General features: G+C 69.0%; 18 protein-coding genes. 13 read left to right on the top strand and 5 right to left on the bottom strand.

Annotation, left to right across the window (positions count from 1 at the left end):
• Positions 1–6 precede the first annotated feature (6 nt).
• Positions 7–846, bottom strand: a complete 840-nt coding sequence (locus U3A55_RS02915; protein ID WP_330990026.1) for a hypothetical protein — start codon at positions 844–846, stop codon at positions 7–9.
• Between the two features lie 138 nt (positions 847–984).
• Here U3A55_RS02915 and U3A55_RS02910 point away from each other — a divergent pair, with 138 nt between their 5' ends.
• The 5 genes from U3A55_RS02910 to thrS all read left to right on the top strand — a co-directional run bounded on the left by U3A55_RS02910 (position 985) and on the right by thrS (position 6,410).
• On the top strand, positions 985–1,323 hold the full coding sequence (locus U3A55_RS02910) for a DUF5802 family protein (protein ID WP_330990025.1): 339 nt from the start codon (positions 985–987) through the stop codon (positions 1,321–1,323).
• 149 nt (positions 1,324–1,472) lie between these two features.
• Positions 1,473–2,360 carry a Vms1/Ankzf1 family peptidyl-tRNA hydrolase gene (locus tag U3A55_RS02905; RefSeq protein ID WP_330990024.1) on the top strand — a complete coding sequence of 296 codons (888 nt, stop codon included), beginning with the start codon at positions 1,473–1,475 and terminating at the stop codon, positions 2,358–2,360.
• 25 nt (positions 2,361–2,385) lie between these two features.
• Positions 2,386–3,399, top strand: a complete 1,014-nt coding sequence (locus U3A55_RS02900; RefSeq protein ID WP_330990023.1) for a DUF1611 domain-containing protein — start codon at positions 2,386–2,388, stop codon at positions 3,397–3,399.
• Positions 3,396–4,439 carry a dipeptide epimerase gene (locus U3A55_RS02895; RefSeq protein WP_330990022.1) on the top strand — a complete coding sequence of 348 codons (1,044 nt, stop codon included), beginning with the start codon at positions 3,396–3,398 and terminating at the stop codon, positions 4,437–4,439. The genes U3A55_RS02900 and U3A55_RS02895 overlap by 4 nt, the downstream gene beginning before the upstream one ends.
• 45 nt (positions 4,440–4,484) lie before the next feature.
• On the top strand, positions 4,485–6,410 hold the full coding sequence (gene thrS, locus U3A55_RS02890; protein ID WP_330990021.1) for a threonine--tRNA ligase: 1,926 nt from the start codon (positions 4,485–4,487) through the stop codon (positions 6,408–6,410).
• Here thrS and U3A55_RS02885 read toward each other — a convergent pair.
• Positions 6,407–6,943 carry a DUF6149 family protein gene (locus U3A55_RS02885; RefSeq protein ID WP_330990020.1) on the bottom strand — a complete coding sequence of 179 codons (537 nt, stop codon included), beginning with the start codon at positions 6,941–6,943 and terminating at the stop codon, positions 6,407–6,409. The genes thrS and U3A55_RS02885 overlap by 4 nt on opposite strands.
• An 82-nt stretch (positions 6,944–7,025) precedes the next feature.
• On the opposite strand from U3A55_RS02885, the gene U3A55_RS02880 reads away from it, so the two are divergent.
• The gene (locus U3A55_RS02880; protein ID WP_330990019.1) at positions 7,026–7,511 is read left to right on the top strand and encodes an HPP family protein; all 486 of its coding nucleotides are present in this window, start codon (positions 7,026–7,028) and stop codon (positions 7,509–7,511) included.
• A gap of 55 nt (positions 7,512–7,566) precedes the next feature.
• Positions 7,567–8,769, top strand: a complete 1,203-nt coding sequence (locus U3A55_RS02875; RefSeq protein WP_330990018.1) for an MFS transporter — start codon at positions 7,567–7,569, stop codon at positions 8,767–8,769.
• Here the strand turns inward: U3A55_RS02875 and U3A55_RS02870 are convergent.
• Positions 8,766–9,815, bottom strand: a complete 1,050-nt coding sequence (locus U3A55_RS02870) for a hypothetical protein (protein WP_330990017.1) — start codon at positions 9,813–9,815, stop codon at positions 8,766–8,768. The genes U3A55_RS02875 and U3A55_RS02870 overlap by 4 nt on opposite strands.
• Positions 9,816–9,884: 69 nt before the next feature.
• Here U3A55_RS02870 and U3A55_RS02865 point away from each other — a divergent pair, with 69 nt between their 5' ends.
• Positions 9,885–11,183, top strand: a complete 1,299-nt coding sequence (locus U3A55_RS02865) for a hypothetical protein (protein ID WP_330990016.1) — start codon at positions 9,885–9,887, stop codon at positions 11,181–11,183.
• Here the strand turns inward: U3A55_RS02865 and U3A55_RS02860 are convergent.
• Complete coding sequence (locus U3A55_RS02860) at positions 11,078–11,869, bottom strand: PspA/IM30 family protein (protein WP_330990015.1); 792 nt, start codon at positions 11,867–11,869, stop codon at positions 11,078–11,080. The genes U3A55_RS02865 and U3A55_RS02860 overlap by 106 nt on opposite strands.
• Positions 11,870–11,949: 80 nt before the next feature.
• Here U3A55_RS02860 and U3A55_RS02855 point away from each other — a divergent pair, with 80 nt between their 5' ends.
• Positions 11,950–12,552 carry an alpha/beta hydrolase gene (locus tag U3A55_RS02855; RefSeq protein ID WP_330990014.1) on the top strand — a complete coding sequence of 201 codons (603 nt, stop codon included), beginning with the start codon at positions 11,950–11,952 and terminating at the stop codon, positions 12,550–12,552.
• On the opposite strand, the gene U3A55_RS02850 is transcribed toward U3A55_RS02855, so the two are convergent.
• The gene (locus U3A55_RS02850; protein WP_330990058.1) at positions 12,542–13,546 is read right to left on the bottom strand and encodes an alcohol dehydrogenase; all 1,005 of its coding nucleotides are present in this window, start codon (positions 13,544–13,546) and stop codon (positions 12,542–12,544) included. The two genes, U3A55_RS02855 and U3A55_RS02850, sit on opposite strands and share 11 nt — an antisense overlap.
• Before the next feature lie 113 nt (positions 13,547–13,659).
• On the opposite strand from U3A55_RS02850, the gene U3A55_RS02845 reads away from it, so the two are divergent.
• The 4 genes from U3A55_RS02845 (at position 13,660) to U3A55_RS02830 (ending at position 18,051) form a co-directional block, all read left to right on the top strand.
• The gene (locus U3A55_RS02845) at positions 13,660–14,634 is read left to right on the top strand and encodes a hypothetical protein (RefSeq protein ID WP_330990013.1); all 975 of its coding nucleotides are present in this window, start codon (positions 13,660–13,662) and stop codon (positions 14,632–14,634) included.
• Positions 14,635–14,700: 66 nt separating this feature from the next.
• Complete coding sequence (locus U3A55_RS02840; protein WP_330990012.1) at positions 14,701–16,329, top strand: CTP synthase; 1,629 nt, start codon at positions 14,701–14,703, stop codon at positions 16,327–16,329.
• Positions 16,329–17,246: a glutamine-hydrolyzing GMP synthase gene (gene guaA / locus U3A55_RS02835; protein WP_330990011.1), complete on the top strand. Its 918-nt coding sequence runs from the start codon at positions 16,329–16,331 to the stop codon at positions 17,244–17,246. Before U3A55_RS02840 ends, guaA begins: the two co-directional genes overlap by 1 nt.
• Positions 17,247–17,289: 43 nt before the next feature.
• Positions 17,290–18,051: a class I SAM-dependent methyltransferase gene (locus U3A55_RS02830; RefSeq protein ID WP_330990010.1), complete on the top strand. Its 762-nt coding sequence runs from the start codon at positions 17,290–17,292 to the stop codon at positions 18,049–18,051.
• The last annotated feature ends 14 nt before the right edge of the window (positions 18,052–18,065 follow it).

Raw genomic sequence — 18,065 nt, 5'->3', positions numbered from 1 at the left:
TCGCGTTCAAAAGGGTGACTCCCCGCGAACCACGGGGTCGAACGCCGCGGGTCGGTCGTTCCCGTCGCCGTTCCCGTCGCGGGTTCCGCGCCGCGTGGTCGTCGCACCGTCGCTCGCGTTCCCGGAGTCACGCGTGGTCGTGTCCGACCCTCCGCCGTTCCCGGCGTTCTCGCCCCCGCGCGTCGTCGTGTCGTCCGGCGGGCCCCGCGTGGTGTTCTCTGGTGGGCCCTGCGTGGTGTTCTCTGGTGGGCCGGTCGTGGGGTTGTCCGGCGGGCCGTGGGTGGTGTTCCCGGGCGGGCCGCGGGGTGCGTCGGTGCCGCGGCCGGGGATGTCGCCGGGCGGCCCGCGGGTCGCGGCCGCGGCGGCGGACGCGTTCTCGACGAGGCGCTGGAGGCCGGGCGGCGTCGTGTTGTGCGTGCGAGCGACGGCCGCGGTGTCGTTCGCGGACGCGGCGAGCTGCTGGTATCGCGCGGAGAGTTCGGCCATCTGCGTGCGGAACGAGAGCGGGGAGAGCGAGCCGTTCTGGCGGGCGGCGCGGAGGTCCTGTCTGCGTTCCTGGAGACGGTCGAGGCGGTCCTGGAGCGTGTCGACGCGTCGGGTCACCTCGGTGGTCGCGTTCTCGGAGCGGTTCACGGACGCCGCCCAGACGCCCTGGTCGACGGTGCCGCTCGCGTCCGCGGCGTTCGAGGACATGAACGCGGAGACGCTCGCGCCGTAGCTCGTGTTCGCGGTCGTGTTGTTCGCCGTGGCGTTGTCGGCGGCGGGGGCGAAGCCGGCCGCGCCGCCGGCGGCGACGACGGCCGCGAGCGCGGCCACGGAGACGAGGAGCGCGACGCCACGATTCATCACTCGTGCGTACGGCGGCCCAGCCTAAAAACCCGAACGTTCGTTCGAACCGTTTTCGGCCCGTGAACGGTCGCGTAGTCGTTCGATAAAAGCCTTCGGCGACGCACTTAACTACTACCGTGGTAAACGGTAACATGTATGTTCGAGGTGTTTTCGAACGGCTACTACCTCGGTCGGCTCGTGGTGGAGCCGCACGACGGCGACTGCGCGGCCATGCAGCGGAGCCAGCACGAACGCGTGAACGAGCAACTCTACGCGTCCGGCGAGGGCGTGGAGCGAACCGACTACCCGCTCGTGATGAAACTCGACACCGCACACCTCCGCGTCCACGGGAGCAACGACGTGCCCGCGGACACGCTCGCCGTGCCCCGCGACCTCCTCGAACGCCTCTCCGTCGACAACCCGCCCGCACTCCGGGAGGTCCTGCTCGCGAAAGCGGACCACGCCGAACGTCTCGTCCGCACAGGCGCAGTTTAAGTAGGAAGCCGGGGCCAACCGGGAGCGTGACGTGAAAACGGCGGGCGCGCGGCCCGCGAAACCGGCAGCCCACCGCGCGCCCCACCGCGGGGGCTGTCTGTTCGCCCTATTCGCTACGTTTTTCCGGCCAGCGGGCGCCCGTCCGGGCAATGCTGGACAGACTCCTCGGGCGCGCACGCCTGAAAGACCGCATCGCGGACCTCGAAGACGAGGTGGAGAGCCTGCAGGCGCAGCTCGACGCCGAGAGCGAGCGGCGGCGGGACGCGGTCGCGGCGAAACAGGAGGCCGAGGAGGCGGTCAACAGGCTCGAGGACCGCATCGAGGAGCTCCGGGACCGCGCAGAGCGCGCGGAGACCGTCGACGAGGAACTCGACATTCGCGGGACGGCCGACGTGTTCGGGGAGCGCCTCGACCGCCTCCTCACCAGGCTCGAAACCGTGCACGCGCCCGGGGATGGCGCGCTGACGGCGATGGTCGACGGCCGCGTTCCCGAGAGCGTGAGCGACGCGTTCGGCGAGCGCGCGGCGCTCGTGGAACACGGGAGTCCCTGTCTCGCCGTCCGGGACGCCGACGGCGTGGTGAGCGCGACGCTCCGCCCGCCGGTCGCACCGGACGAGTTCGACGCGTGGAGCGACAGCTTCCGCGTCGAACGCGAGTGGTTCGAGCCGACGGGCGAGTTCGCGCTCGCGATCGTGCGCGCGGACCTGTTCGCTCTCGGCACGTACGACGGCCGCGAACGCACCGGGTTCGAGGGGTTCGAGAGCGACGTGAAGGGCAAGCACTCGAAGGGCGGGTTCAGTCAAGGCCGATTCGAGCGCCGGCGCGACGAACAGGTCGCCGAGCACCTCGAGAAGTGCGAGGACGCCATCGAAGCGCTGGACACAGACACCCTCTACGTCGTTGGCGAACGCACGCTCCTTCCCGAGTTCGCGTCCGACGCGGACGTAACCGCGCCGTCGGACGCGACCGGCGACCCCGAGGACGCGCTCTCCGAGGCGTTCCGTGATTTCTGGACCGTTCGCCTCCGGTTGATTTAGGACGGGTGATGTCCATGTGGCGGGTATGCGTATCGCACTCCTCGCACACGAGAAGTTCCCCGACCGCGCGAAGACCGCGGTCGGCGTTCTGCGGTACGGCGGCCACGAGGTCGTCGCCGTCGTCGACCGCGACAACGCGGGCAAGCGCGTGAACGACGTTCTGGCGGGCGTGCCGGACGCGCCCATCGTCGCGTCGATGAGCGACGTCGAGGGAGAGGTCGACGGCCTGCTCATCGGCATCGCGCCCATCGGCGGGGGGTTCGACGAGTCCTGGCGGCCGGACGTCCGGAACGCACTCGAACGCGGCCTCGAAGTGGTTTCGGGACTCCACTACTTCCTCGCGGAGGACGACGAGTTCGCGGACCTCGCTGCCGAGCACGGCGGCGAACTCTGGGACGTCCGCAAGCCGTCGCCCGACCTCACCGTCGCGGACGGCGTCGCGGACGAGGTGAGCGCGGAGGTCGTGCTGACGGTGGGAACGGACTGCTCGGTGGGGAAGATGACGACGACGCTCGAACTCGTCGCGGCCGCGGAGGACGCGGGGTACGACGCGGCGTTCGTCCCGACCGGCCAGACCGGCATCATGATCGCGGGCTGGGGGAACCCCATCGACCGTGTAGTGTCGGACTTCACCGCGGGCGCGGTGGAGGAGATGATTCTGGAGGTCGGCGACGACCACGACGTGGTGTTCGTGGAGGGTCAGGGGAGCATCGTCCACCCCGCGTACTCCGCGGTCACGTGCGGCATCCTCCACGGGTCGATGGCGGACAAGCTCGTGCTCTGCCACGAGCACGGCCGCGACTCCGTTCACGGCTACGACCAGGACCTGCCGCCGCTCCCCGAGTACGTCTCGCTCTACGAGTCGCTCTCCGCGCCCGTCCACGAGACGGAGGTCGTCGCCGGCGCGCTGAACACCCGCGAACTCGACGATGACGACGCGGCGCGGGACGCGGTCGAATCGTACGCCGACACCATCGACGTGCCCGCAACGGACCCGGTCCGCTTCGGCATGGAGGAGGTGCTGGAGGACGTCCTATGACGCTCTCGGCGGAGTTCGACCGGGTGAGCCTCCCGCTCGAACACGCGTTCACCATCGCTCGCGGTACCACGGCGACCGCGGAGAACGTCGTCGTTCGCGTCACGGACGCGGAGGGGAACACGGGCGTTGGGGCGGCGGCGCCGTCCGCGCACTACGGCGAGACCGCGGACACCGTCGAAGCCGTCCTCCCCGACCTCCTCGCGGTCGTGGAGGAAGTCGGCGACCCGCACGCGCTCGCCCGCATCGAGACGGGGCTTCGGGAGGCGGTGTCGGGGAATCCGGCGGCGCGGTGCGCGGTGAGCATCGCGCTCCACGACCTCGCGGCGAAGCGCGCTGGCCTCCCCCTGTATCGGTACTGGGGGCTCGATCCCGAGCAGTCGGTCACCTCGTCGTTCACCATCGGACTGGACGACACCGAGACGATGCGCGAGAAGACCCGGGAGGCCGTCGCGGCGGGCTACGGGACGCTGAAGGTGAAGCTCGGCACGCCGCGGGACGAGGAAATCGTCGAAATCGTGCGCGAGGCCGCGCCGGACGCGACTATCCGTGTGGACGCGAACGAGGCGTGGACGCCCCGCGAGGCCGTGCGGAACACCGAGTGGCTCGCCGAGTACGGCGTTGAGTTCGTCGAACAGCCGGTGCCCGCGGAGAACACCGAGGGCCTGGGGTTCGTGTACGAGCGCAGCGCGCTCCCCATCGCGGCGGACGAGTCCTGCGTCACGCTCGCGGACGTACCCGAACTCGCGGGGCGTGCCGACATCGCGAACATCAAGCTGATGAAGTGCGGCGGCCTCCGGGAGGCGAAGCGGATGGTTCACGCGGCTCGCGCGCACGGCCTCGAAGTCATGCTCGGCTGTATGGTGGAGACGAACGCCGCCATCGCCGCGGCCTGCCACCTCGCGCCCCTGCTGGACTACGCGGACCTCGACGGCTCGCTCCTCCTCGCGGACGACCCCTACGAGGGCGTCCCGCTCCCCGGCGGCTACGTCGACCTCGACGCCGTCGAGCGGTCGGGGACGGGCGCGCGCCCCGTCGAGTAAGGGCATCACGTCACGCTTATGTGGGCTGTTGGCCGTATTCGCCCCATGAGCGAACTCACGGTCACGCTCCCCGACGGCTCCGAACTCAGCGCGGAGGCGGGGGAGACGGTCGAGGATATCGCGTACCGAATCGGCGAAGGCCTCGGCCGGGACACCGTCGCCGGCGTCGTGGACGGCGACCTCGTCGCGAAGGAAGAACCGCTCTTCGAGGACTGCCGCATCGAAATCGTCACGGACTCCTCGGAGGAGTACCTCGACGTGCTCCGCCACTCCGCGGCGCACGTGTTCGCGCAGGCGCTCCAGCGAGTGTACCCAGAGGCGAAACTCACCATCGGCCCGTCGACGGACGAAGGGTTCTACTACGACGTGGCGAACGTCGACCTGGAGGAGTCCGACCTCGACGACATCGAGGACGAGATGGCGGACATCGTGGAGGCGGACTACCCCATCGAGCGCGTCGAGGTTCCGCGGGAGGAGGCGTTCGAGTTCTTCGAGGACAACGAGTTCAAGCGCGAGATTCTGGAGACGGAAGCCGCGGACGAGGACCCCGTGTCGTTCTACGAGCAGGACGACTGGCGCGACCTCTGTCAGGGCCCGCACGTCGACTCGACGGGCGAAATCGGCGGGTTCACGCTCCTCAGTGTCTCCGCCGCGTACTGGCGGGGCGACGAGGAGAAGGAGACGCTGACGCGCGTCCACGGCACCGCGTTCCCCAGCGAGTCCGAACTGGAGGACTTCCTGGAGATGCGCGAGGAGGCGAAGGAGCGCGACCACCGGAAAATCGGCCGCGAGATGGATCTCTTCAGCGTCCCCGAGCACAGTCCGGGCTGTCCGCACTACCACCCGAACGGGATGGCGATTCGCCGCCAACTGGAGGACTACGTGCGCGAGAAGAACGACGACCTCGGGTTCGACGAGGTCCGCACGCCCGAACTGAACAAGACCGACCTCTGGAAGCCGACCGGGCACTACGACACGTTCACGGAGAACGGTGAGATGTTCGCGTGGGAGCAGGACGGCACCGAGTACGGCCTGAAGCCGATGAACTGCGCGAACCACGCCCACATCTACTCGGAGTCCACGCACTCCTACCGCGACCTCCCCGTGCGGTTTTCGGAGTTCGGGAACGACTACCGGAACGAGCAGTCGGGCGAACTCTCCGGGCTCCTGCGAGTGCGCGGGTTCACGCAGGACGACGGGCACGCGTTCGTCCGGCCCGACCAGATTCAGGGCGAAATCCTCGACATCCTCCAGGCCATCGAAGAGATCTACGGCCACTTCGGCCTCGAAGTCCTCTACAAGCTAGAGACGCGGGGCGAGGACGCGATGGGGAGCGAAGACATCTGGGAGCAGGCGACGGACGCGCTCGTCGACGCGCTCCGCGAAGAGGATCTCGACTACGACGTGGAGGAGGGTGAAGCGGCGTTCTACGGTCCGAAAATCGGCATCGACGCGCGTGACGCGCTCGGCCGGGAGTGGACCATCGGGACGGTGCAGGTGGACTTCAACATCCCGCGGAACCTCGACCTGACGTACATCGGCGAGGACAACGAGGAACACCACCCCGTGATGATTCACCGCGCGCTCCTCGGGAGCTTCGAGCGGTTCATGGGCGTGCTCATCGAGCACTTCAAGGGCCAGTTCCCGCTCTGGCTCGCGCCCGAGCAGGTGCGCGTCCTCCCGGTCACGGACGACAACATCCCGTACGCCCGCGAGGTCGCGAGCGAACTCGGCGACTTCCGCGTCGAGGTCGAGGACCGCTCGTGGACGGTCGGGCGGAAGATCCAGCAGGCGCACGACGACAACGTCCCATACATGCTCGTCGTCGGCGGGAACGAGGAGGACGCGGGGACGGTGAGCGTTCGGGACCGCCAGGAGCGCGAGCAGGACGGCGTGGCGCTGTCGTCGTTCCGCGAACACCTCGAACTCGAAGAGGAGCAGAAGCGCCGCGCGGTCACCTTCCTCGCCTAGCTCGACCCGCAGCCGAGGTGGACCTCGTCGTCGGGCGCGTGGACGTAGATGTCGTCCACCAGTCCGGGTTCGGCGAACGGGTACTCGCCGTCGAGGCGGTCGGGCGTCGGCGGCGCGTACGGCAAGCCCGTGGGCGGCGCGAACTCGCCGAGCGGATTTTCGGGGTTGGCGTCGTGCGCGTCGAAGAACTCGCGGTATTTCTCGTAGTACGCCTGGCGTTCGTCGGGCGGGAATTCGAGGAGTTCGCCCCAGCCCTGGTTCTGGAAGTCCCAGGCGGCCATCACGTGCGTTATCTCGCGGGCTTCAGCCTCCGGGTAGCCCTCGTCGAGCGCGCGGAGGTAGGCGTCGATGGTCGCGTCGAACAGCGCGTCGAGGTGCGCGCGCCGCGCCTCGCCGTCGGTCTCCGAGGCGTCCGCGAAGAAGTCCGCGTGGAGCGAGACGAGCCACGACCGCATCGCCCGCGTGAGCAGCGGGATGTCGCGTTCGAGCACGACCTGCGCGACGTAGTTCTTCGGCGTCTGGTAGAGCCGCATACCGATACCTGCGCCGGGACGGCTTAGTTCGTGGTGGCCGCGAGTGAGGAGGGCTTTTGGGGACGCCGACCGCACACGGCGTGTGAACCGACAGCGACTCGTCGCCGGACTACACGCTGGCGGGCTGTTCGCCGTGCTCGGCGTCATCGCCTGGGCGGCCGGCACGCCGTTCGTGTTCCCGAGTCTGGGGCCGTCCGCGTTCGTACTGGCGTTCGGCGACCGAATCGACCGCACCCGTCGCACGGTCGTCGGCGCGCACGCCGTCGGCGCGGCGGCCGGTCTCCTCTCCTACCTCGCGTTCGGGGACGGCGCGACCGTCACCGCGTCGTTCGCGGCGTTCTCCGTCACCGGCGCGCAACTCGCGGCGAGCGGCACCCTCTCAGTGGTGCTCACGGCGTGGGGGATGTTCGCCGTCGATGCCGTTCATCCGCCCGCGTGCGCGACGACACTCATCGTCTCGCTCGGCCTGCTCGCCACGCCAGTCGAGGCCGTCGTCATCGTCGTCAGCGTCGCCGTTCTCGTGGAGACACATCGACTCCTCGCTCCGGTTACGCTCGCCGCCGACTGACCGATGTTCTACCGGAAACCCGAGACTTAACCCGGTTCTCCGTGTTCCCCCGTTCGTGAACCGGAACGACCGGGCCATCGTCGGCGTCGCGATGCTCGCGCACGCCCTGGTCCACACGTACGAGCTCTCCATCCCCATCCTCGTCACCATCTGGCTCACCGAGTTCTCCACGACGACCGCGGAACTCGGCCTCGTGGTGACGGTCGGGATGGGCTTGTTCGGGTTGGGCGCGCTCCCCGCGGGCGTGCTCGCCGACCACGTCGGGTCGAAACCGCTCATCGCCGCGTGCGTCGCGGGAATGGGCGCGTCCTTCCTCGTCCTGAGCGTCGCGCCGAGCGTGCTCGTCATCGCGCTCGCGCTCGTCTGCTGGGGCGTCGCGGCGAGCGTCTACCACCCCGCCGGCCTCTCCCTCATCAGCACGGGCGTCACCGAGCGCGGCCGCGGCCTCGCGTTCCACGGCATCGCCGGGAACGTCGGCATCGCCGCCGGCCCGCTCGCGACCAGCCTCCTCCTGCTCGCGTTCGACTGGCGGACCGTCGTCGTCTTCCTCGGCGTCCCCGCCATTCTCGCCGCGGGCCTCGTGCTCCTCGTCTCCGTGGACGAGTCCGCGCACGAGGCCGGCGGGAAGGCGAGCGGCCCGCCCGCGTCGTGGAGCGCGTTCCTCGACACCTCGAAGACGCTGTTCGCGGGCGCGTTCGTGCTCGTGTTCGGTATCGTGATGATGAGCGGTCTCTACTACCGCGGCGTCCTCACGTTCCTCCCCGAACTGCTCTCCGACCTCGACTTCGTCCAGGCGTTCGCGGCCGATTCGGGCATCAGCGACCCCGCGCGCTACGTCTACTCCGGCCTGCTCGCCGTCGGCGTGCTCGGCCAGTACGCGGGCGGCCGGCTCACCGACATGATGCCGCCCGAGCGCGGCATCGCCATCGCGTTCGGCGTGCTCGCGGTGCTCGCCGTCGCGTTCATGCCGCTCGCGAGTATCGGCGCGCTCCCGCTCCTGGCGGTGAGCGCGGTGCTCGGCTTCTTCCTGTTCGTCGTCCAGCCGATGTATCAGGCGCTCGTCGCGGAGTACTCGCCGCCCGAGACCAGGGGAATCTCGTACGGATTCACGTACCTCGGCGTGTTCGGCGTCGGCGCGCTCGGCGCGGCGGTCGCGGGCGGCCTCCTCGCGTACGCCACGCCGTTCGCGCTGTTCCTCGCGCTCGCCGCGTTCGCCGTTATCGCGACGGTGCTCGGCGCGCGACTCGCGGCGAGCTAGTCGAGGTCGCGGGAGCGCTCGGTCTCCCGGAGGATGAACGGACCGATGGAGAGCGTGCGCTTCGTGACCGTGATGATGCGGAGGATGTACGCCAGCAGGATGGCGAACGGCGCGACGGAGACGGTGACCGCGGCGGCGACGACGAGAATCAGCGGCTCGATGCCGCCGATTGGTCCGGGAAACAGCTGCGGTTCGAGGTAGAGGAGGGTGGCGATGGCGGTGGTGAGCGCGGGGACGGCGGCGTAGATGAGCGTCCGGGAGAGGTTCACCAGCTCCCACTGGAAGTAGAGCGTCTTGAAGTGCTCGCGGGCCGGACCGAACAGTTCGAGGGACTCCACGAGGTCGTCGAACGCCGTCTCCGCCTCCTCCGTGAGGGTCTCACTGTACTCGGCGCGGAGCTTCTTCGCGGCGTAAATCTTCCAGGAGTAATTGTAGTTCAGTGCCGCCCACACCACGTCGAACTCGCCGAACTGCGCGCCGTCGAGCTGGTCCTCCACGGCCTTCGCGTTCCCGCGGAGGTTGTCCGCGTACTCGTCGACGGCGTCGGTGAGGGCGTCGTCCTCGATGTCCTCGACGGCGGCTTCGAGCGCGTCGACGCGGTCCTCGGTGAGGGAGACGAGCGCGCGGAGGAACGCCGACGGCATCGCGGGACTGACGGGTTCGTCGAGCAGTTCGGCCACGTCCTCGCGGAAGTCGATTGCGCCCTCCATGCGGTCGCGCTGGTCGCCGACCGCACCGAGTTCCTGGCTGAGCACGAGCTGGCTGAGCGTGAGCACGAGCGTGACGCCCGTGATGATGGAGCCGAGGAGGCCCTGGAACAGGGTTTCTATCGGGTCGGCGTCCGTGAGGAGGTTCGGCGTGCCGAGCGGGTGGAGGTGTCCGAGGGCGACGAGCACGAGGAAGACGACGCCCGAGATACCGGCGGCGAGCGCCCAGCGAGGGGCGTCCAGGAGCAGCCAGAACTTCCAGCTGCTCTCGGGGACGCGCTCGCGCATCGTGTCGCTCGGCCGCTCCTCGTCCGGGGGCTCGCCGCCCGAGTCGCTCATGTCGAGTGGTTCGACGCCCAGCATCAAAGGGGCGACGGCCTTATGTGACGGCGTGCGGACGCTTCCCCCATGCAGGCTCGCGCCCTCCTCGCCGTCCTTCTCCTCCTCGTCGCGGGCTGTTCAGCCCCCACAGCCGACACGGCTCCGACCACGAGCGCGACGACGACGGACGGCTCGACGAGCGTCAACGACGCGCCGCCGGACGGCCCGCTCGCGTACGACGGTGCAACCCTCTCCTACGACGGGCCGCGCGTCCTGGACCGCGTCGAACGCCTCCGCGGCCTGAACGCCACCGGCACGATTCGCGTCAGCGAGATGACGATGGGGTCGAGCGGCGAACGCGACCTCCCGGACCGCGCGCTCGGCATCAGGCCGGCGGGCGCAGTCGCGCTCGGCCTCAAGACGAACGCGACCGTGCGGTCGGGGAGCACGCTCGGCGTGACGTACGCCGGCCCCCGTATCGTCCTCCGCGAGAACGTGTCCGTCTACCCGCAGGAGGTGGTGTTCGCGCACGAACTCACGCACGCGCTCCAGTACCAGCACGACTTCACCGCGATTCGAGCGGGAACGTCCGGCCTGCTCGACACCGACCGCACGCTCGCCGTGCGCGGCGTCGTCGAGGGCGACGCACAGCGCACCGCGCTCCGCTACCGGAACCGCTACCTCCCGAACGCGCCGCGGCCGGTCATCGACCACGAGGACGTGACGCGCGAGCGCTGGCAGGCCGCGTTCTCGTCCGCCTACTACCATTACGGCTACGAGTACGTGAGCGAGCAGGCCGACACCACCATGGAACGGAACGCCGTCCTCAGCGCGCCCCCGAACACGACGCGCGCGCTCCTCCACCCCGGCGTGAACGACACGACGCCCGCGCTCGCCGACCCGCCGCGCACGAACAGTCTGACGCCGGTTCGATACGACACCGTCGGCGAACTCGGGATTCGGCTCGCGCTACGCGCGAACGGCGTGTCGAAGGCGGACGCGGCGAGCGCCGCGTTCGGCTGGCGGAACGACCGCATGACGTACTACGCCGACGCGGACGCCGTGCACTGGCGGAGCGCGTGGCAGAACGAGAGCGAAGCGACCGCGTTCGCCGACGCGTGGCGCGACATGCTCGACTCGCGGAACGCGACCGAAAAAGACGGACTGCTCGTCGTTCCCGCGACGGACACGACGCCGCGGTTCTACACCGCCATCGGCGCCGAGGACGACCGCGTGACGGTGGTGTCGGGGACGAACGAGAGCGCGGTTCGCGCGCTCGCTCAGGACTCCTCTTCGCGCAGCGATTCGAGTTCCGCCTCCACCTCGTCCTCGGAGACCTCCGACTCCGCGGCCTCCGCGGCCTCGCTCACGTCGCGTTCGCCCTGAACCTCCTCGCGCAGCGTCTCCAGTTCGGCCTCGACTTCGTCCTCGCCGCGCTCCGCGCGGAGTTCGGTCGTTATCTCGTCCTCGCCCGTCGTCGCTTCGAGCGCGCCCCGGTCCTCGAGTTCGTCGAGCGCGGCGGCGCGCGCCTCCATCTCCTCCGTGCGCTCGGTCGCGCGCTCGACCGCCCGGTTCACCTCACCCATCTCGCCACCGGCGCCCGTGAGCGCCTCGTTCACCCGGCTCTGGGCCTCCGCGGCCTCGTGGCGCGCCTTCATCGTCTCCTTCTTCGTCCGGAACTCCTCGATGCGCTGCTCGAGCTGTTCTTTCTTCTCCTCGACATCCGACTGCGTGCGCTCCAGTTCCGCTATCTGTTCGTCCAGTTCCTTCATCTGCTGGACCTTCGCCTGCTTCTTCTCCAGCGCCCGGCGCGCCAGGTCCTCGCGGTCCTGCCGCATCGCCTCCTCCGCCTGACTCGCGTGCTTCTCCACGTTCTCGTTCAGCCGCGAGCGCTGGGCTTCGAGGCGTTTCTTCTGCGCGGTGAGGTCCGCGAGGCTCTCCCGGACGTTCTGCCGTTCGTCCTGCATCCGCTCGTAGGAGTAGTCGAGCGCCTGCTGCGGGTTCTCCGTCCGCCCGACGAGCGCGTTCAGCTTCGACCGGATCGCGTACGAGAGTCGCGAGAGCAGTCCCATGCCCCCGTGTTCGTCCGCCAGGGTTAAAATCCTCCCCGGCGAGCGCCACCGCTAAACCCCCGGCGTTCGCGTCGACACGCATGGGAGAAACCGTGTTCGTTCCGGGTGCACGGCGCGTCGAAGCCACGCTCGACGGCCCGCGGGCGGCCGACGCGTGCGTGGTCGCGTGCCCGCCCCACCCCCAGCACCGCGGCCACCGCGGCGACACCCGCCTCACCGCCGTCAGCGACTACCTCACCGAGCGCGGCGTCGCGTGCCTCCGGTTCGACTACGGGCCGTGGGACGAGGGACGGGGCGAGCGCGAGGACGCCCGGAACGCCCTCCGCTGGGCCGTCAACGAGTACGGCTCTGTCGGTGTGTTCGGGTTCAGTTTCGGCGGCGCGATAGCCGCGCTCGCCGCCGCGACCACCGAAGTCGACCTGTTCGCGGCGAGCCTGCTCGCGCCGACCGCAGAAGTCGAATCCGGGCTGAACGCGGCGGGCGCCCTCGACGATATCGAGTGTCCGACGCAGGTCGTGTACGGCGCGCGAGACACCACGGCGGACTGGCGGCCAGTCGTCGAGCGCGCCCGCGAGAACGGAATGGCGGTGGTGGAACTCTCCGCCGACCACTTCTTCGTCGGGAAGACCGACCAGGTCGCGGACACCGTTGGGACGTTCCTCCTGGCGAACGTCAGGGCGTGAGGACGGCACGGAACCGCACCTCGCTCTCCAGCATACGCTCGTAGGCGTCGCCGGCGTCCGCGAGGTCGAACGTCTCTATTTCGGGGGTCACGTCGCGGAGCGCGCTGAACTCCAAGGTGTCCTGGGAGTCGCGGGCGGTGCCGGACGCCCATCCGGAGACCGAGCCACGCGTACCGACGAGGAGGCCGGTGTTGACGCCGACTGGCTCCGGCGGGATGCCGACGGTGAGAACTTCGCCGTCGATGCCGAGACCGCCGACGACGGACTCGATGGCGTCCGCCGAGGGCGCGGTGGCGAGCACGACGCGCGCGCCGCCGAGTTCCTGGAGCGCGGCCGCGGGGTCCTCGCTCTCGGTGTCGACGTAGTGGTCCGCGCCGAGGTCGAGCGCTTTCTCCTCCTTCGCGGTGCCTCGGGAGAGCGCGACGACCTCGTACCCGGCTTCGCGAGCGTACTGGATGCCGAGGTGGCCGAGCCCGCCGACGCCCTGCACGGCGACGAGGTCGCCGGGGCGCGCGTCGCTGTTCCGGAGGGCGTTGTACGTCGTGATTCCGGCGCAGAGGAGGGGTGCGGCGTCCGTCGCGTCGAGGGCGTCGGGGACGGCGGCGAGCGCTTCGCGGGGCGCGGTGGTGTACTCGGCGTACCCGCCGTCGAAATCGAGTCCGGTCACGTCGGCGTTCTCGCAGTTGATGAAGTCGCCGCGGCGGCACGCCTCGCACGTGAAGCAGTGGCCGCCGTGCCAGCCGACGCCGACGCGGTCGCCCTCGCGCCACTCAGTCACGTCGTCGCCGACCGCGTCGATACGGCCGACGACCTCGTGGCCGGGAATCCGGGGATACTCGATGCCGGGTCGGAGGCCGTCTTTGGTGATTTCGTCGCTGTGACAAACGCCGCAGGCGTCGACGGCAATCCGGACCTCGTCGGCGTCCGGCTCCGGGATACCGCGCTCGACGACCTCGAAGTCGCCGCCGGCGTCCGGGACCTGTACCGCGCGCATTGTGTTCTCTGACATCACTGACACATCGTCCGGGCGACACAAAACACTCCGCGTTCCGGCGACGGACGTGTTGGCCCGAACCACTAACCGGGGGGCGCTCCCAGCCCCGAGTGATGGGGTCTCTCGCGACGCGTGCGACGGAGTGGGTGGTGTACCGGGGGAACCGCCTGTCCGTCACAACCATCGCCGTCTGTCTGCTGTTCGTCCTGTTCGGACCGGTCGCCCACCTCCTGACCGGCGGCCTCGGGCAGACGCTCTCGCGACACGAGACCGTGGTGCCGCTGGTGACGACGCTGTTGAGCGGGAACTTCCTCCTCGTCTCCATCGTCGTCTCCGTGAACAGCCTGTTCGTCTCGGGCGAGCAGAACCCGCTCGGCCAGCAGTTCGGCCGCATCCACTCGGTCTCCCAGTTCCGCCACCGACTGGAGGAGGTGACGGAGTTCGACCACGTGCCGGGCGAGCCGTCGGCGTTCCTGCGCGTGCTCACGGGCGACATCGTGGAGCGCGCGCAGTACCTCGAAGAACGCATCCCCGCGACGGACCTCAAGTTCCGGGAAGACTTTGACGCCTACCTCGACGACCTCGGGCACGCGACCGGCGAACTGAACGCGGAGCTGGACGAGGCGTCCGGACCGATCGACGTGGTGTTGGCGACGCTTGCGTACGACTACGAGCGGCAGGTGAACGACCTCCAGCGGCTGCGGGCGGAGGGCGACGGCGACCTCCCCGAGTCCGTCGAGGAAACCATCGGCGATATGCTCGACCTCCTGCAGTACCTCGCGACCACCCGGGAGTACTTCAAGACGCTCTACTTCCGCAGGGAGTTCGCGAACCTCTCCCGGGACCTCTTCCTCGTCGCGTTCCCCGCGATTCTCGTGATGTCGTTCGTCCTCCTGCACATCGAACAGCTCCCGAACTCGCACTGGCTGGTCGTCGGCGTGCACGTCACGTCGCTCGCGCCTATCGTCCTGCTCGGAACGTACGTCGCGCGCGTCGTCGCCATCGCGAAGCGCACGGAGTCCGCCGGTCAGTTCGTCATCTACGACCGCTCCGACACCCTCCAGGGAATCCCGCGCGACGCTGAGTAGGCTGTCAACACGCACCACTCAGACGGTCTCCGAAACGGTTTAGAACTGGGATTGCGGACAGACAGTATGCCGACGGAGACCGGATACGACCCATCACTGGGCGACAAGTTCGTGTTCGTTACCGGGGGCGTGATGTCCGGGCTGGGGAAGGGTATCACGGCCGCGAGCCTCGGGCGACTTCTCTCGAACGCCGGTTTCGACGTGACCGCCGTCAAGGTGGACCCCTACCTGAACGTCGACGCCGGAACGATGAACCCCTACCAGCACGGGGAGGTCTATGTTCTCAAGGACGGCGGCGAGGTCGACCTCGACCTGGGGAACTACGAGCGCTTCCTCGACGCCGACATGACCTCCGACCACAACGTCACCACGGGGAAGGTGTACCAGGAGGTCATCGAGCGCGAGCGCGCCGGCGACTACCTCGGGAAGACCGTGCAGGTGATTCCGCACGTGACCGACGACATCAAGCGCCGCATCCGCGAGGCCGCGGAGGGGAGTGACGTGTGTCTCGTCGAAATCGGCGGAACTGTTGGGGACATCGAGGGGATGCCGTACCTCGAAGCGCTCCGCCAGTTCAGTCACGAGCAAGAGGAGGAGGACATCCTGTTCGCGCACGTCACGCTCGTCCCGGACTCGAAGAACGGCGAGCAGAAGACGAAGCCGACCCAGCACTCCGTGAAGGAACTGCGGAGCATCGGCCTCCAGCCCGACATTCTCGTCGGACGGAACCCCGAGCGGCTGGAGGAGAGCGTGAAGGAGAAGATCGCGCTGTTCTGCGACGTACCGACCGACGCCGTGTTCTCGAACCCGGACGTGGACGACATCTACCACGTCCCGCTCGTGCTGGAGGGGGAAGGATTGGACGAGTACGTGATGAGCGAACTCGCCATCGACGACCGCGCGCTCCCCGCGAGCGAGCGTTCGACCGAGTGGCGCGACCTCGTCACGCGCGACACCGAGGGCGAGGTCGACATCGCGCTCGTCGGGAAGTACGCGCTGGAGGACGCCTACATCTCGATTCACGAGTCTCTCAAGCACGCCGGCCTGCACGAGCGCGTGGACGTGAACGTCAGGTGGGTGGACTCGGAGAAGATGAACGACGAGCACCGCGAACGCCTCGAATCCGCCGACGGCATCGTGGTCCCCGGCGGGTTCGGGAGCCGCGGAATCGAAGGGAAACTCGAAGCAGTGCGGTACGCCCGCGAGCACGACGTGCCCTTCCTCGGGCTCTGTCTCGGCTTCCAGCTCGCGGTCGTGGAGTACGCGCGGAACGTCCTCGGACTGGAGGGCGCGCACTCCGCCGAAATCGAGGAGGACACGCCGTACCCGGTCATCGACCTGCTGCCCGAGCAGTACGACATGGAGGACCTCGGCGGCACGATGCGCCTCGGCGCGCACGACACCGAAATCGAACCGGGGACGCTCGCCCACGAGGTGTACGGCGACACCAGCTGCACGGAACGCCACCGCCACCGCTACGAGGTGAACCCGGAGTACATCGACGACCTCACGAGCGACGGCTTGACGTTCAGCGGGCACGCGGGTAACCGCATGGAGATAGTCGAACTCGACTCGCACCCGTACTTCCTCGGGACGCAGTTCCACCCCGAGTTCCGCAGTCGCCCCGGCCGCGCCAGCCCGCCGTTCGTCGGGCTACTACAGTCGGTGCTCGCGGAGACGGAGGTGACCGCCTGATGGTGGACGTAGACGAGTTCATCCCGGACGCGAAAGCCGAAATCGCGGCGGAACTCGGCGACGACACCGCCATCATCGCGCTCTCCGGCGGCGTGGACTCCTCGACGGCGGCGGCGCTCGCGTACGAGGCCGTCGGCGAGCAGCTCGTGCCCGTGTACGTCGACACCGGCCTGATGCGGAAGGGCGAGACCGAGGAAATCAGGGAGGTGTTCGGGTACATGGACAGCCTCCGTATCGTGGACGCCGCTGACCGCTTCCTCGGCGCGCTCGAGGGCGTGACGGACCCCGAAGAGAAGCGGAAGGTCATCGGCGAGCAGTTCATCCGGGAGTTCGAGACCGTCGCACGGGAGACGGACGCAGACTACCTCGTGCAGGGCACTATCTATCCGGACCGCATCGAGAGCGAGGGGAACATCAAGAGCCACCACAACGTCGGCGGCCTGCCCGACGCCGTGGACTTCGAGGGAATCGTCGAACCGCTGCGCGACCTCTACAAGGACGAGGTGCGCTCCGTCGCGCGCGAACTCGGCCTCGAAGAAGTCATCTCGGAACGGATGCCGTTCCCCGGCCCCGGACTCGCCGTGCGCGTCGTCGGCGAAGTCACGCGGGAGAAGGTGCGGGTCGCCCGCGAGGCGACGCACATCGTCGAGGACGAACTCGAGGAGTACGAGCCGTGGCAGGCGTTCGCCGCCGTGCTTGGGAAGGCGACCGGCGTGAAGGGCGACAACCGCGTGCACGGCCACGTCGTCGCCGTCCGCTCCGTCGAAAGCCGGGACGGCATGACCGCGCGCGCTCAGGAACTCGACTGGGAGACGCTTCAGCGCCTCCAGAGCCGCATCACGGGAACTGTCGAGGACGTGAGCCGCGTCGTGTACGACGTGACGCACAAGCCGCCCGCGACCATCGAGTACGAGTAACGCGGCCGAACTTTCTTCTCGCGGGGCGTCCGAGAACGCGTACATGTCGGAGCACTCACAGTCGAACCGGCGGCTCTGGAACGAGTGGAGCGACGCGTTTCAGGCGGCGTGGAACGCCGACACGGACGAGGACGTGCCGCCCGCACCGTCGCCGTTCGAGCGGGACGCCCCGGGGTTCGCGGCGCAGTCGGTCGTCGACGACGTGGCGGGCGCGGACTACGTCGAACTCGGTTGCGGCGGCGGACAGGGAACCGTCGGCACCGCCGAACTCGGCGCGGACGCCGTCGGCGTGGATTTTTCCGAGGAACAACTCGGGCACGCGCGCCACCTCCGCGACTTCTACGGCGTCGACGCGGCGTTCGTGCAGGGTGACGTGACGGCGCTTCCGTTCGCGGACGACCGCTTCGACCTCGCGTCCTCGGAGGCCGCGTTCCAGATGGTCGACGACCTCGACCGCGCGCTCGCGGAAGCCCGCCGCGTCCTCCGCCCTGGGGGCGTGTTCGTGCTCAGCGTCCCCCACCCGCTGTACGAGGCGTTCGACGCCGAGAGCGGAACCGTCGACGCGGACTACCTCGACTCGGGGCCGCGCGACATCACCATCAGCGAAGACTACGGGGAGACGCTCACTGTCTTCGAACGTCCGATAGACGACCTCTACAACGCGCTCACCGCGGCGGGATTCGACGTGCATCGGCTGGTCGAACACCAGCATCCGCACGTCGCGGAGAACGACCCGGGCGCGCGCGGTCTCCCGGAAGCCCTCTGGAAGATTCCGCGGAGCGTGCGGTTCTGGATGGTCGCGTAGCCTACGTCAGATTC

The sequence above is a fragment of the Salarchaeum sp. III genome, assembly GCF_036418315.1.
In the GTDB taxonomy this organism is placed as follows: domain Archaea; phylum Halobacteriota; class Halobacteria; order Halobacteriales; family Halobacteriaceae; genus Salarchaeum.
The sequence above is the reverse complement of the archived record's forward strand: the minus strand, read 5'-3'. Positions and strand labels throughout refer to the sequence as shown.

Excerpts from the sequence above, each read along its gene's own strand:
- U3A55_RS02885 (WP_330990020.1), bottom strand. The coding sequence starts at position 6,943 with ATGCGGCTCTACCAGACGCCGAAGAACTACGTCGCGCAGGTCGTGCTC.
- U3A55_RS02915 (WP_330990026.1), bottom strand. The coding sequence starts at position 846 with ATGAATCGTGGCGTCGCGCTCCTCGTCTCCGTGGCCGCGCTCGCGGCC.
- thrS (WP_330990021.1), top strand. The coding sequence starts at position 4,485 with ATGAGCGAACTCACGGTCACGCTCCCCGACGGCTCCGAACTCAGCGCG.
- U3A55_RS02855 (WP_330990014.1), top strand. The coding sequence starts at position 11,950 with ATGGGAGAAACCGTGTTCGTTCCGGGTGCACGGCGCGTCGAAGCCACG.
- U3A55_RS02905 (WP_330990024.1), top strand. The coding sequence starts at position 1,473 with ATGCTGGACAGACTCCTCGGGCGCGCACGCCTGAAAGACCGCATCGCG.
- U3A55_RS02850 (WP_330990058.1), bottom strand. The coding sequence starts at position 13,546 with ATGCGCGCGGTACAGGTCCCGGACGCCGGCGGCGACTTCGAGGTCGTC.
- U3A55_RS02840 (WP_330990012.1), top strand. The coding sequence starts at position 14,701 with ATGCCGACGGAGACCGGATACGACCCATCACTGGGCGACAAGTTCGTG.
- U3A55_RS02910 (WP_330990025.1), top strand. The coding sequence starts at position 985 with ATGTTCGAGGTGTTTTCGAACGGCTACTACCTCGGTCGGCTCGTGGTG.
- guaA (WP_330990011.1), top strand. The coding sequence starts at position 16,329 with ATGGTGGACGTAGACGAGTTCATCCCGGACGCGAAAGCCGAAATCGCG.
- U3A55_RS02865 (WP_330990016.1), top strand. The coding sequence starts at position 9,885 with ATGCAGGCTCGCGCCCTCCTCGCCGTCCTTCTCCTCCTCGTCGCGGGC.
- U3A55_RS02900 (WP_330990023.1), top strand. The coding sequence starts at position 2,386 with ATGCGTATCGCACTCCTCGCACACGAGAAGTTCCCCGACCGCGCGAAG.
- U3A55_RS02830 (WP_330990010.1), top strand. The coding sequence starts at position 17,290 with ATGTCGGAGCACTCACAGTCGAACCGGCGGCTCTGGAACGAGTGGAGC.
- U3A55_RS02860 (WP_330990015.1), bottom strand. The coding sequence starts at position 11,869 with ATGGGACTGCTCTCGCGACTCTCGTACGCGATCCGGTCGAAGCTGAAC.
- U3A55_RS02895 (WP_330990022.1), top strand. The coding sequence starts at position 3,396 with ATGACGCTCTCGGCGGAGTTCGACCGGGTGAGCCTCCCGCTCGAACAC.
- U3A55_RS02845 (WP_330990013.1), top strand. The coding sequence starts at position 13,660 with ATGGGGTCTCTCGCGACGCGTGCGACGGAGTGGGTGGTGTACCGGGGG.
- U3A55_RS02870 (WP_330990017.1), bottom strand. The coding sequence starts at position 9,815 with ATGAGCGACTCGGGCGGCGAGCCCCCGGACGAGGAGCGGCCGAGCGAC.